Origin of the sequence: Pinisolibacter aquiterrae (assembly GCF_019160155.1) — a bacterium.
Lineage (GTDB): Bacteria > Pseudomonadota > Alphaproteobacteria > Rhizobiales > Ancalomicrobiaceae > Pinisolibacter > Pinisolibacter aquiterrae.
The window spans coordinates 17410-29420 of sequence record NZ_JAFNIH010000039.1; the positions used below are offsets into that span (position 1 = coordinate 17410).

The 12011-nt window shown below is 66.8% G+C and carries 11 protein-coding genes and 1 pseudogene; 7 read left to right on the top strand and 5 right to left on the bottom strand.

Going from position 1 to position 12011, the window contains the following annotated elements; genetic code table 11:
* The first annotated feature begins 7 nt into the window (after positions 1–7).
* From J3S89_RS15060 to J3S89_RS23180, 6 genes and pseudogenes are all read left to right on the top strand, one after another.
* Positions 8–1153 (top strand): ABC transporter substrate-binding protein, encoded by a 1146-nt coding sequence (locus J3S89_RS15060; RefSeq protein WP_217928515.1) that lies wholly within the window; start codon positions 8–10, stop codon positions 1151–1153.
* 58 nt (positions 1154–1211) lie between these two features.
* Positions 1212–2084 carry a branched-chain amino acid ABC transporter permease gene (locus J3S89_RS15065; protein WP_217928516.1) on the top strand — a complete coding sequence of 291 codons (873 nt, stop codon included), beginning with the start codon at positions 1212–1214 and terminating at the stop codon, positions 2082–2084.
* A 9-nt stretch (positions 2085–2093) separates the two neighbouring features.
* Positions 2094–3065 carry a branched-chain amino acid ABC transporter permease gene (locus tag J3S89_RS15070; RefSeq protein ID WP_230489037.1) on the top strand — a complete coding sequence of 324 codons (972 nt, stop codon included), beginning with the start codon at positions 2094–2096 and terminating at the stop codon, positions 3063–3065.
* 4 nt (positions 3066–3069) lie between these two features.
* Positions 3070–3834: an ABC transporter ATP-binding protein gene (locus tag J3S89_RS15075; protein ID WP_217928517.1), complete on the top strand. Its 765-nt coding sequence runs from the start codon at positions 3070–3072 to the stop codon at positions 3832–3834.
* 3 nt (positions 3835–3837) lie between these two features.
* Positions 3838–4242 (top strand): annotated as a pseudogene (locus tag J3S89_RS23175) (hemerythrin domain-containing protein); the annotation flags it as partial.
* Between the two features lie 222 nt (positions 4243–4464).
* Complete coding sequence (locus J3S89_RS23180) at positions 4465–5166, top strand: ABC transporter ATP-binding protein (RefSeq protein WP_230489038.1); 702 nt, start codon at positions 4465–4467, stop codon at positions 5164–5166.
* Between the two features lie 247 nt (positions 5167–5413).
* Here the strand turns inward: J3S89_RS23180 and J3S89_RS15085 are convergent, their stop codons facing one another.
* Positions 5414–6541, bottom strand: coding sequence for a DegT/DnrJ/EryC1/StrS family aminotransferase (locus tag J3S89_RS15085; RefSeq protein ID WP_217928519.1), 1128 nt, complete (start codon positions 6539–6541; stop codon positions 5414–5416).
* Positions 6538–6942, bottom strand: a complete 405-nt coding sequence (locus tag J3S89_RS15090) for a RidA family protein (protein ID WP_217928521.1) — start codon at positions 6940–6942, stop codon at positions 6538–6540. Before J3S89_RS15090 ends, J3S89_RS15085 begins: the two co-directional genes overlap by 4 nt.
* 158 nt (positions 6943–7100) lie before the next feature.
* Between J3S89_RS15090 and J3S89_RS15095 the strand changes: the two genes are divergently transcribed.
* Positions 7101–7286 (top strand): hypothetical protein, encoded by a 186-nt coding sequence (locus tag J3S89_RS15095; RefSeq protein WP_217928523.1) that lies wholly within the window; start codon positions 7101–7103, stop codon positions 7284–7286.
* A 384-nt stretch (positions 7287–7670) separates the two neighbouring features.
* Here the strand turns inward: J3S89_RS15095 and tnpB are convergent, their stop codons facing one another.
* Genes tnpB through J3S89_RS15110 form a run of 3 tightly spaced genes read right to left on the bottom strand, consistent with a single transcriptional unit; the run spans position 7671 to position 11953 of the window.
* Positions 7671–8258 (bottom strand): IS66 family insertion sequence element accessory protein TnpB, encoded by a 588-nt coding sequence (gene tnpB, locus J3S89_RS23665; RefSeq protein WP_420801311.1) that lies wholly within the window; start codon positions 8256–8258, stop codon positions 7671–7673.
* 45 nt (positions 8259–8303) lie between these two features.
* Positions 8304–9716, bottom strand: a complete 1413-nt coding sequence (locus J3S89_RS15105) for an HlyD family type I secretion periplasmic adaptor subunit (protein ID WP_217928526.1) — start codon at positions 9714–9716, stop codon at positions 8304–8306.
* Positions 9717–9772: 56 nt separating this feature from the next.
* Positions 9773–11953, bottom strand: coding sequence for a type I secretion system permease/ATPase (locus J3S89_RS15110; RefSeq protein WP_217928527.1), 2181 nt, complete (start codon positions 11951–11953; stop codon positions 9773–9775).
* Positions 11954–12011 lie beyond the last annotated feature (58 nt).

The window sequence follows — 12011 nt, forward strand, 5'->3', positions numbered from 1 at the left end:
AAACGACATGAAGACATCGCTTGCCGGACTGGCTCTCGCCCTGGCTCTCACCACGACCGGGTCCGCCACCCTCGCCGCCGACGGACCCATCCGCATCGGCACGGTTCTCTCCGTCACCGGCCCGCTCGCCTATCTCGGCGATCCCGCCGCCAAGACGCTCGACCTCTGGGTCGATCGCCTCAACGCGGCCGGCGGCGTTCTCGGCCGCAAGCTCGAACTCGTCTCCTACGACGACGTCGGCGAAGCCTCCAAGGCGAACGGACTGGTCAAGCGCCTCATCGACAACGACCATGTCGATGTGGTGATCGGCAGCCATTCCACCGGCGCCACCATGGCGATGGTGCCGGTCGTCGAGAACGCCCACATGCCGCTGATCTCGCCGGCGGGCGGTGCCATCATCATCGATCCCGTCAAGAAGTGGGTCTTCAAGACGCCGCCGACCGATCGTATGGCCGCCGAACGCGTCTACGGCCACATGAAGGCGAAGGGCATCACCAAGGTCGCGCTTCTCTGCGAGACCTCCGGTTTCGGTCAGTCCGCCCGGAAGGAGGCGCAGGCCGTCGCCGCCGGTTTCGGCGTGTCGATCGTCGCCGACGAGGCCTTCGCGCCCAAGGACACCGACATGGTGGCCCAGTTGACCAAGATCCGCGACGCCGCCCCCCAGGCCGTCTTCGTGCTCGGGACCAACCCGGCTGCGGCGATCGTGACCAAGAACTATCGCCAGGTCGGCCTCACTCAGCCGCTCTATCAGGCGCACAGCGTGACTTCGCAGGAATATGTCGACCTCGCCGGAGCCGCCGCCGAAGGCGTGGTCGCTCCCGCCCTTCCCGTCGTCGTCTTCGACGACCTGCCCAGCTCGGACCCGCAATATCCCCGGCTCGCCGACTATGTCGGCGCCTATCGGGCGAAGTTCGGACAGGATCCCGCGGCCTACGGAGCTTCGGCGCTCGACGCGCTGCTGCTCTACGTCGACGCGGTCGGCCGTGCCGGCACCACGGACCGGACCGCCGTGCGCGACGCACTCGAGAAGACCTCCGGCTTCGTCACGACCGCCTCGATGGTGAGCCTCTCGGCGACCGATCATCTCGGGCTGAAAGCCGACACCTTCCGCATGATCGAAGTACGCGGCGGGAAGTGGCACCTCGCTCCCTGACCATCGTCCTTCCGAGGGTTCGCGCACCGCGAGCCCTCCACCGCGCGGAGTCGCCGTCGTGTTCCAATTCCTCCAACTGTTCTTCACGGGGCTGACGATCGGCTCCTCCTATGCGCTCGCCGCTCTCGGGTTCTCGATCATCTACAACGCCTCGGGGGTCATCAACTTCGCCCAGGGCGAGTTCATCATGCTCGGCGGGATGATCGCTGCGTTCCTGAGCCTCGCCGGTGTGCCTCTGCCGGTGGCGGTGATCGCCGCCGTTGTGCTCGTCGGCCTCGTCGGGCTCCTCGTCGAGAAGTTGGCGATCGAGCCGGCCGGAAAGACCGACGCCACCGGCATCGTGATCGTCACCATCGGCGTCTCGATGATCCTGCGCGGGCTCGTCGAGGTGACCCTCGACAAGAAGAACCACGCCCTGCCGGCGTTCTCCGGCACCACGCCGATCTCGGTGTTGGGCGCCACCATCCTGCCGCAGAGCCTGTGGGTGATGGCGACCACGGCCGTGGTGGTGATCGCGCTCGCCGTGTTCTTCGGTCGGACGCGCTGGGGCAAGGGCATGCTCGCCACCGCCCACAACCGCATCGCCGCTCAGCTCGTCGGGATCGACACCAAGCGGGTCCTGCTCGCCAGCTTCGGGCTTTCCGCGGCCCTCGGTGCGACCGGCGGCATCCTGCTCGCTCCGATCGCCACCACGTCCTATGACGTCGGCATCATGCTCGGTCTCAAGGGCGTGGTCGCGGCCACCCTCGGCGGGCTCGGCTCGGGCGTCGGCGCCGTCGCCGGGGGGGTTCTTCTCGGGCTCGTCGAGGCCTTCACCGCAGGCTACGTCTCCTCCGCCTACAAGGACGCGGTTCCCTTCGTCCTCGTGCTCGTCATCCTCGTCGTCCGTCCGCGCGGCCTGTTCGGCCTCGGTCCGGCGACCCGCGTCTGAGGAGCCGTCATGACGTCGCTCTCGTTCCCGAACCTCCTCGAACCGCGATCGCCGATGCGTTTCGTGCCGCTGGCGATCCTCGTCGCAGTGCTCGCGACGCTGCCCTTCGTGCTGCCCAACGTCTGGTACTTCGACGTCGCGATCCGCATCGCCGCCAACATCACTGTCGTGATCGCGCTCAATCTGCTCATCGGCCATTGCGGCCAGATCAGTCTCGGCCACGCCGGCTTCTTCGGCCTCGGCGCCTACGGCTCGGCGATCCTGACCAGCCTTTACGCCTGGCCACCGATGCTCGCGCTGGCAGCGACCGCGATCGTCGTGGGGCTCCTCGCTTGGCTCGTCGCCGTCGCCATTCTGCGTCTCCAAGGTCATTATCTCGCCATGGCGACGCTCGGCCTCGGCATCATCGTGTCGATCGTGCTGACCAACGAATCCGCCTTCACCGGCGGCCCCGACGGCATGTCGGTTCCCGACTTCGCCGTCTTCGGTCTGCGCATCGCGGGGGAGAAGGCGTGGTACTGGGTCTTCGCCGGTCTCGTCGTCGCTGCCGTGGTCTTCGCCACGAACATCGTCGAGAGCCCGGCCGGGCGGGCGCTCAGGGCGCTGCACGGCTCGGAGATCGCCGCCCGCGTCGTCGGCATCGACACCGCCTCGTTCAAGACGCGGGTCTTCGCGCTCTCCGCGGTCGTCGCCGCGGTGATGGGATCGCTCTCGGCCCACTACATGGGCTTCATCACACCCGGCGTCGCCGGGTTCTCCAAGTCGGTCGAATTGGTGACGATGGTGGTGGTCGGCGGTCTGGCCTCCGTCTGGGGCTCGGTCTTCGGTGCGGCGCTGCTGACGCTCTTGCCCGACGTTCTCGCCCATCTCGAGGGGTGGGAGACGCTCGCCTTCGGCATGATCCTGGTCGCCACGATGATCTTCCTGCCGCGCGGCATCGTTCCGAGCCTCGTCGCGTTCTTCACGAAGAAGGAGGGCTGAGACGATGCTGGTCGTCGAAAACCTCACCAAGACCTTCGGCGGTGTCACTGCCGTCTCCGACGTGAGCTTCACCGTCGAGAAGGGGACGACCCATGCGGTGATCGGCCCGAACGGTGCCGGCAAGACCACACTGTTCAACCTGATCACCGGCGTCTACACGCCGACGCTGGGCTCGATCCGCCTCGAAGGTGTGGAGATCGGAGGCATCGCCCCCGAGAAACTGGCGCGGCGCGGCGTCTCGCGCACCTTCCAGAACCTGCAGGTGTCGATGAACCTGTCGGCGCTCGAGAACGTCATGACCGGCGCTCACCTCGAGCTGAATTCGAGCCTCGTCGCCGCCATGGTGCGCTGGCCGGGCATCGCCGCGAAGGATCGCGCGCTCAGGGCGCGTGCCGCCGAACTGCTCGATTTCGTCGGTTGCGGCAGATACGCCGGCGCCGACGCCCGCTCGATGCCCTATGGGGCGCTGAAGCGGTTGGAAATCGCCCGAGCACTCGCCGCCGATCCGAAGATCCTGTTCCTCGACGAACCGGCCGCCGGCCTCAACCACACCGAGACCCACGAGATCGAGGGCCTCATCGCCGAACTCGGCCGACGGGGCATCACCGTCGTCCTGGTCGAGCACGACATGAAGCTCGTCATGAGCGTCTCCACCCGCATCGTCGTCCTCGACTACGGCAAGAAGCTCGCCGAGGGCACCCCGGAAGAGATCCGCACCAACCGCGACGTCATCGCCGCCTATCTCGGCGCCGAGACCGAAGGGGCCTGAGCCATGCGCGCACTCGACGTCATCATCGCCGAACACGGAAACATGTGGCGGGTCACCCGGGCGCTCGGCACGCTCGCCGCCCGTCTCGGCGAACGGCCGGAGGCCGACGACCTCCACACAGTCGAACTCGCCGCCGACTATCTCGACGGCTTCTCCGAACGCTACCATCACCCCAAGGAGACGGATCTGCTCTTCGCACGCATCCGCCGGCGCTCGAACGAAGCCGCCGAGGTGATCGAGCGGCTCGAGCGGGACCACGAGATGAGCCCGCTTCAGATCGGTCGGATCCGTGATCTCGCCCGCGCGACCCCGCCGAGCGACGTCGACGGGCTCGCCACCCTCGTCGCGGAGATCGACACCTTCACTGCGCGGCTCGAAGAGCACATGCGGGTCGAGGAGGAAGTGACTTTTCCGCTCGCCCGGCGCGTGCTCACGCCCGACGACTGGCGTGAGGTCGACGCCGCCTTCGCCGCCCACGTCGATCCACTCGGCGATCCCGGCGTCGACGGCGACATCGCATTGCTTCGCGCCCGTCTCACCCAGTTGCTGCCGGCGCCGGACGGCCTCGGCGGCCATCGCGACGCCGTGGTGATCGAGTTGCCGCGCCGCGAGGCTCGCACCCGTGGAACCCTGCTCGAAGTCTCCGCCCTCGTCTGCCGTTACGGCCGTATCGAGGCACTGCACGGCGTCGACCTGAAAGTCGGGGCAGGGGAGCTGGTCGCGCTCGTCGGGGCCAACGGCGCCGGCAAGACCACACTCCTGCGCACCATTTCCGGCGTCCAGCCGGCCGCCGCCGGGGTGGTCCGCTTCGGCGGCGAGGACATCACCCGCATGGCGGCCGACGCCCGGGTGCGCGCCGGGATCGCCCAAGTGCCGGAGGGGCGACAGGTGTTTCAGCCGATGTCGATCGAGGACAATCTGGTGATGGGCGCCTACACCCGCCCCGCCGCCGAGATCCGCGACGGAATCGAGGAGGTCTATGACCTCTTTCCGATCCTGCGCGAGCGCCGGAAGCTCCCGGCCGGCACCCTCTCCGGTGGCCAGCAGCAGATGCTGGCGGTCGGTCGGGCGATGATGTCGAAGCCCAAGCTCCTGCTCCTCGACGAACCGTCGATGGGCCTCGCGCCGCTGATCGTCGAAGAGATCTTCCGCATCGTGAAGATGCTCAAGGCGGCCGGCATCACCATCCTGCTCGTCGAGCAGAACGCCCGGGCGGCGCTGGCCGTCGCCGATCATGCCTACGTCCTCGAGACCGGATCCGTCACTCTCGAGGGGCCCGGCCCCGAGCTCTTGCGGAACGACGACGTTCGCCGCGCCTATCTCGGCATGTGAGCCGAACGGCGGCATGAACGCCTCACGGGCGGCTTCCGGCCCGGGCTCGCTCCGTCTTCGAGACGTGAGCGGCCCGACGGCGGTCATCGTCTGACGACCGATATATTTCATCAGCCACCAGCCATCTGAAGGAACCGTGGTGTACAGTCGCATCGAGGCGACCGGACGACATCGAAGTCGCGTCTTCGAACGCTCCTCCAACGAACGCCGGTCGTCGCGATGACCCGAGACCGACGAGGCGGCGGGCTCAGGCGGCCCATTGCCTCACGACTCTCACGACCTCGTCGATGTCCGCGTCTTCGAGATGGGGCCCGATGGGGAGACCGAGGAGCCGCGCGGCCGAGACTTCGGTCACGGGGAGACTTCCTCGGCCCCGGCCGAACTTCTCATAGACCGGCTGAAGGTGCATCGGCGGCGTATACAGTGCATTGCATTGCACGCCGTGCATGACGAGATGCGCGGCGAGCGCGTCCCGGTCGTCCACCTCGATCACGTAGTTGCGCCAAGCGTGGAGCCGACCCGCCTTTTCCAGGGGAATGGTCACCACGTTCGCCAGACCTTCCGCGTAGCGTTTCGCCTGAGCGCGGCGGCGTGCGAGCGTCTCGTCCAGTCCGGGCAGCTTGGCTCTCAGGACGGCGGCCTGAATCTCGTCCATCCTGTCGTTGCGGCTTTCTTCGACGTGGTGGAGAGCAAGTGGGCGCGGAACGGCGTAATGACGCGACCGAGCTTGACCATCGCCGGCGACCAACTGTAACCGCTCCGCGACATCCGCGTCCTCCGTCGAACACCCGCCCGCGTTGCCGAACGAGCCGAGGTGCTTGCCGGGGGCGAAGCTGAAGCAGGTGACGTCTGCGAGTGTTCCGATTCGTCTTCCGTCGATCTCCGCCCCCAACGCGAGGCAGGCGTCCTCGATCAGAGCGAGGCCGTGATCGTCCGCCAAGCGGCGAAGCTGCGGCATGTCGGCAGGGTGGCCGTAGAGATCCACGGGCATCAACGCACGCGTGCGTGGTGTCACGGCGGCCGCGCAGGCGCCGACATCCATACACCGCGTCACCGGATCCGTGTCCACCCAGACGACCTCGGCACCGACCGAATGAATCGCGGTCGAATTTGCCATCTCGGTATTGGCGACGGTGATGACTTGGTCACCCGGACCGACGCCGAGTGCCCGCAACGCCGCCGTCAACGAGGCCGTCCCCGACCCGGTCGCGACGAAGTGCGAGGCGCCGAGCCAATCGGCGAGTTCATTCTCGAACTGGGGGACTTCCTCACCCCAGTCGAAACGTCCGCTGGCGAGGACGCGAGCGATGCCCGCATCGATCCGTTCCCGGTCGTTTCGGTAGAGCTTGGCCCGGTCGTAGAGCAGGATCGTCATTTCGTTCCCTCGATCCTCGGCGAATAGGCAATGACCTCGACCTCCATACGGATTTCGGGATGTCCGAGGACGGGAACGTAGAGGCCGGTGTGCGGCGGCCGGTGATCTCCGAGATATTCGAGCCTCACGTCGGTGACGTCCTGACGATCGGCGACATTCGTGAGAATGGTCGTGATCTTCGCGATCTGCCGGCGCGTGACGCCCATGTGGCTTAGAATGCGATCGATGTTGCGGTAGATTTGACGAGCCTGATTGGTTGCGTCGCCACCGACCCAGTTACCATGCTCATCCTTCGCGACCTGCCCGGACATGAAGATGAAATCGCCGGTGCGCGAAGCATGTTCGTAACTGGCACCAGGTGCCACGCCCGGCGGACTGAACACTTCCACTTCTTGCTTCATGTCTGCGACTCCGAATATCGAATTTCGACGACCAGTGTCCCGCGATGAACGTTCGACGTCCAACGCGAAAACACGATGGCGCCATAGGTGGGGATTATGCTCGAATCTCGAGTGCGAATGTCATCGTCCGGGCGGGCGCGTGGGCCGCACGTCGTCGCATGACGATCGTCGATCTCGGCTCGGGCTTCATGACGGGATCCTCGTCCGACGGGCAGTTCGCCGAGCTCGGGTCGCCCCGAGAGAAGGACGATCCCGATGACGTGGAAGCGGAAACGACATGGACTGCACCGGCCTTCGGCTCGGTAGAGTTCGAGGCCGAGGTCGCCCCAGCAGCAGGCCGCTGAAGAGGGCGCTCTTCAGCGGCGTGTCGGTGTGATTCCGTCTTCTGGTGAGGACGGCGTGGTTCGACGCGCGGAACGGACGAAAGAGAGGGATCGCCGTTCAACCATGTCGACATCGAGAGCCGGATGCCGCCGAAGCACCTGCTGCGGAGGCGCCCGTGGCTTGCGGAACCAGCCGTCGATGCCGAGATCGCGCTTCACGTCGAGAAGAATGCGAACTCGGCTCCCCGGTCGAAAGTGATGCTGCGCTGGTACCGAGAGGGAGCTCGCCGAGACGGCACACGATGCCGGACATCACGCCGGCCGAGTGCCGGCTCGGGTTGAGGGCGAGCAACAGACAGCGGCTCTTACGCTCGGCCAGCGAGGTGAGGTCTGCCTTGCCGAACTCTATCGCGAACGCCACGAGATCCCCCTCTCAGCGACCGAAATCCGTTCTCTGAGCGATGGTTGCAGGATGCGCGGCGATAGTGGCACGAAGAGACCGCGCGGCTTCCGGGCGAAGCGGGAACGACGCCTTCGCCGTCCGGTCGGCAACAGGCGGAAGAGTTCGTCGCGGCGCCGTCCGGGCCGTAGACATGGCGATCGATCGTCTCGTGGCAGAGCCTCGACGCTGACGATCGGCACTGCGGGTGGCCGGCGATCTGCTCGGGAGACCAAGCCGCGCGAAGGCGATCGACGACGAAGGCGGCGAGATCCGGATCCCGGCGAAGCTTGCCGTCGCGAGCACGGCGTTCCTTCGCGAACTCGTTGGCCACGACGGCGAAACAGCCGGCGAGCCACTTCAGCAATGCCTGCAACTGGCGCTCGAGAGCTCCACGACGCCGTCCTCCGGCCGCTTGGCGAACATGCATCGGCCCGCTTGGCGCGGAACACGTAGACCGCGCCGGAGAACGGAGCGGCCCCCATGGTCTCCCGCACCAGCCCCGCCGGCCCCTCCGCCCCCTTGCGGAAGTCCACCAGTCGCGTCGCCACCATCACTCGCAGCAAATGGCCGGACTCCCCGCGGACGCCGCCTGCCGCTCACCGTTCGTTGCCGGCCTGGGAGGCAACCTCTGTGAGGGGTGAGAGCAGGTACTCGAGAATGCTGCGGCGACCGGTCTTGATTTCGGCGGTCACCGCCATGCCGACGCCGAGCGGGACCAAGACACCGTCGACGTCGATCGTCGTGCGATCGAGCGTGATCGTCACCGGGAAGACGAGGTTCTGAACGCGCTGGCTGCGGCCGCTCTCTCCGCGCGTGACTGACGCCGCTCGCCCACCGGTCTCGATCTGGGCTGCATCCTGCTCGGGTATCGCGTCGCTCGCCACCTTCACCACGCGACCCGACACCGTGCCGTAACGGGTGAAGGGGAAGGCCTCGAACTTCACCGCCACTTCGTCACCAGGGTGGACGAAGCCCATGTCCTTGTTGGGCAGATAGGCCTCGACCTCCAAGGTCGAGCCCTCGGGGACGATGCGCATCAGCTCCTCCCCGGTGGTCACGACCTGCCCGATCGTGGTCACCGTCGAAGCCTGTATCGTGCCGGTGATCGGGGCGGCCAGAGTCGTCCGCGCCGTCCGGGCTTCGGCCTTGTCGAGGCGTTGTTCGACGTCGTCGAGTTGGCGCCCGGCGTCGGCGAGCTTCTGGATGTTGTCGGAGAGCGCGGTCTCCTTGGTCCGCGCGATCTCGCGGCGGATCAGCTCCAGGGCCGCGCCGTTCTCACTCAGCTGGCCGATCTGGATGGCGAGCGTGGCCTTCTGGGTGAGGAGCGTTTCTTGCGCGTCGATCAGGCTCGCGCGGGTGCCGGAAGCTCTGTCGACCAGAATCGAACGCATGTTGACGCGAGCCGCGAGAGCGTCGATCAGCTCGCGCTCCGCGGCGATGGTCGCCGTCAGACGATCGCGCTCGGCGATCTTCTGGGCATGCTGCGCATCGAGCCCGGCGAGCGTCGCCGAGAGCTGGCGCAGATCGGCGGAGAGCACGGCTTCCTCGCGCATGCGGATCGCCGAAGGGATCTCTTCGGGCCAGACGAGGGGCGGGATCTCGATCGGGGTGCCTTCTCCCGCCCGTCGGATCGCTTCGACGACCGTTCGCCGGCGCAAGATCTCCGCACGCCAAGCATGCTTCGAGAGCGACAACGCCGTCTCCTCGGCAACGGCGTCGGTGGGGTCGAAGCGCACCAGCGGATCGCCGGCCACGACGCGGCTCCCGTCGACGACCTCCACTCCGACGACCCGGCCCGTCTCCAGCGGCTGCACCACCTTGACCCGCCCGGTCGGCCGAACCTTGCCTTGGGCCACCGCGACGATGTCGAGCTTGCCGATCGCCGCCCAGGCCAGCGTCACAGCGACCAGAGTGCCGATCAGCAGGATCATCGCCAAGCGGACCGGCGAGGGCGGCACTTCGAGAATTTCTAGCGCCGCCGGCAGAAATTCGCGATCCCCTGGGCGCATCGCGCGTGGATCGATCGATCGCGGAGACGTCGAGCGGGTCGGAGGAACGGTGGCATTCACGACACCACCTCCGGTCCGGCGTTCTGCAATCCCCACAAATGGGCATAGAGACCCTTGGGACGGCGGAGCAACTCGTCGTGCGTGCCGATCTCGACGATCCGTCCCTCGTGCATGCCGATGATCCGGTCGCAGTTGCGCACCGCCGCGAGCCGATGAGCGATGATGATCACGGTGCGTCCCCTCACGATCGAGCGCATGTTGGCTTGGATCACCCGCTCGCTCTCGTAGTCGAGGGCACTCGTCGCCTCGTCGAGGATCAGGATCGGCGGATCGGTCGCGAGCGCCCGGGCGATGGCGAGCCGTTGGCGTTGACCGCCGGAGAGATTGGCGCCACGCTCTTCGATCATCGTGTCGTAGCCCTCCGGGAGACGCGACACGAACTCGTCGGCGCCGGCGAGCTTCGCCACGCGCATCACCGCGGCGCGCGACATCGCCGGATCGGCGAGCGCGATGTTGTCGTGGATCGAGCGGTTGAACAGCAGGTTCTCCTGCAGCACCACGCCGATGTGGCGGCGCAGCCAACTCGGATCGACCTGGGCGATGTCGACCCCATCGACCAGGATCTGACCTTCGTTCGGCAGATAGAGCCGCTGCATCAACTTGGTCAACGTCGACTTGCCCGATCCGGAAGGACCGACGATGCCGACCACCTCACCGGCGCGAATGTCGAGAGCGATGTGTTTCAACACGTCTTGAGTGCCCTGGCGGTAACGAAAGCCGACGTCGCGCAGACGAATGGCGCCCTTGGGTGGGGGGAGTGTCGCCCCGCTCTTCGACGAGGGCTCGCGCGGCGTGTCGAGAATGTCGCCGAGCCGATCGACCGAGACCTGGATCTGCTGGAAATCCTGCCAGAGCTGGGAGAGCCGCAGAATGGGCGTGACCACCTGACCGGCGATCATGTTGAAGGCGACGAGCTCGCCGACCGTCAGACGCCCCTCGATGACCCCGGTCGCCCCGAAATACAGGATACCCGTCGTCACCAGTTTCGAGACCCATTGAATGGCGTTCTGACCACCGAGCGCCAATTGCGTCGCCTCGAAGGATGTCCGCACGTAAGCGGCGAGCTTCTCCTCCCATTCGGCTCGCATCATCGGCTCGACCGCCGCCGCCTTCAGCGTCTGGATGCCGACGACCGTCTCGACCAGGAACTGCTGGCTCGCGGCGCCGCGATTGAACTTCTCCTGGATCTTGTCCTTCAGCGCCGGTCGAATCGTCGCGCTGATGGCGAGATAGATCGGGATCGCGCCGACGACGATCAGGGTCAGCTGCCAGGAATAGACGAACAGCACCGCGATGAAGACGAAGGTGAAGAGGAGGTCGATGCCGGAGAAAAGTCCTTGCCCCGTCAGGAACGATCGGATCGTCTCGAGTTCGCGCATACGCGCCACGGTCTGGCCGGCCGAGCGGGTCTCGAAATAGCCGAGCGGCAGATCGAGCAGATGGGCGAAGAGGCGGCGGCCGAGTTCGACGTCGATACGGTTCGTCGTATGCGACAGCGCCCAGCCGCGAAGATACTGAGTGACGACGTCGAATGCACCGATGGCGATCATGCCGACGGCGAGCACCGTCAGCGTCGACCAGCTGCGATGGACGAGAACCTTGTCGACGACCACCTGGAAGAAGAGCGGCGTCACCAAGGCGAAGATCTGCACCAGGAACGACGCCAACAGGACATGGGCGAGCGGCCGCCGATAGCGCCAGATCGAAGGTAGGAACCAACGGAAGCCGAAGGTCGACGGATCCATGCCCGGCCCGATCAGACGCCGCTGAACGAGGGCGAGACGGACCGGCGGCGTCGCCGCGAGCGCGTCGGCGCCGACGAGACGCGGCGCGCGCGTCCTCGGGTCGACGAGGCGGAACTCCCCGCTCGCCGTGCGCCCGCCGAAGACGGCGAAGCTGCCGTCCGCGAGTTCGAGGATCGACGGGATCGGCACCGACGCGAGACGTTCGATGTCGAGGCCCTTGGCCACCGCGCGAGCCTTGAGGCCGACGCCGCCGGCTGCCCTCAGGATCTCGTCGACGCCGGCGGGGCGTCCGGAAAGGCCGAGCTCACGGTACATGGCCGTCGGATCGGCGGCGATGCGGTAATAGCCCGCGACGAGGGCGAGGCAGGCCAACGCCGGGTCGACTTCGACGGTCGACCGCGGTTCGAGATCGTGGTGTGCGTTCGCGGTCATCGAACGCCACCGATCGAGGAGTCTCCGGGCGCCGCCGACGCTCGGAGAGATAGGGTCA

Excerpts from the sequence above, each read along its gene's own strand:
- tnpB (WP_420801311.1), bottom strand. The coding sequence starts at position 8,258 with ATGGTGGCGACGCGACTGGTGGACTTCCGCAAGGGGGCGGAGGGGCCG.
- J3S89_RS15110 (WP_217928527.1), bottom strand. The coding sequence starts at position 11,953 with ATGACCGCGAACGCACACCACGATCTCGAACCGCGGTCGACCGTCGAA.
- J3S89_RS15060 (WP_217928515.1), top strand. The coding sequence starts at position 8 with ATGAAGACATCGCTTGCCGGACTGGCTCTCGCCCTGGCTCTCACCACG.
- J3S89_RS15075 (WP_217928517.1), top strand. The coding sequence starts at position 3,070 with ATGCTGGTCGTCGAAAACCTCACCAAGACCTTCGGCGGTGTCACTGCC.
- J3S89_RS15105 (WP_217928526.1), bottom strand. The coding sequence starts at position 9,716 with ATGCGCCCAGGGGATCGCGAATTTCTGCCGGCGGCGCTAGAAATTCTC.
- J3S89_RS15085 (WP_217928519.1), bottom strand. The coding sequence starts at position 6,541 with ATGACGATCCTGCTCTACGACCGGGCCAAGCTCTACCGAAACGACCGG.
- J3S89_RS15090 (WP_217928521.1), bottom strand. The coding sequence starts at position 6,942 with ATGAAGCAAGAAGTGGAAGTGTTCAGTCCGCCGGGCGTGGCACCTGGT.
- J3S89_RS15070 (WP_230489037.1), top strand. The coding sequence starts at position 2,094 with ATGACGTCGCTCTCGTTCCCGAACCTCCTCGAACCGCGATCGCCGATG.
- J3S89_RS15095 (WP_217928523.1), top strand. The coding sequence starts at position 7,101 with ATGACGATCGTCGATCTCGGCTCGGGCTTCATGACGGGATCCTCGTCC.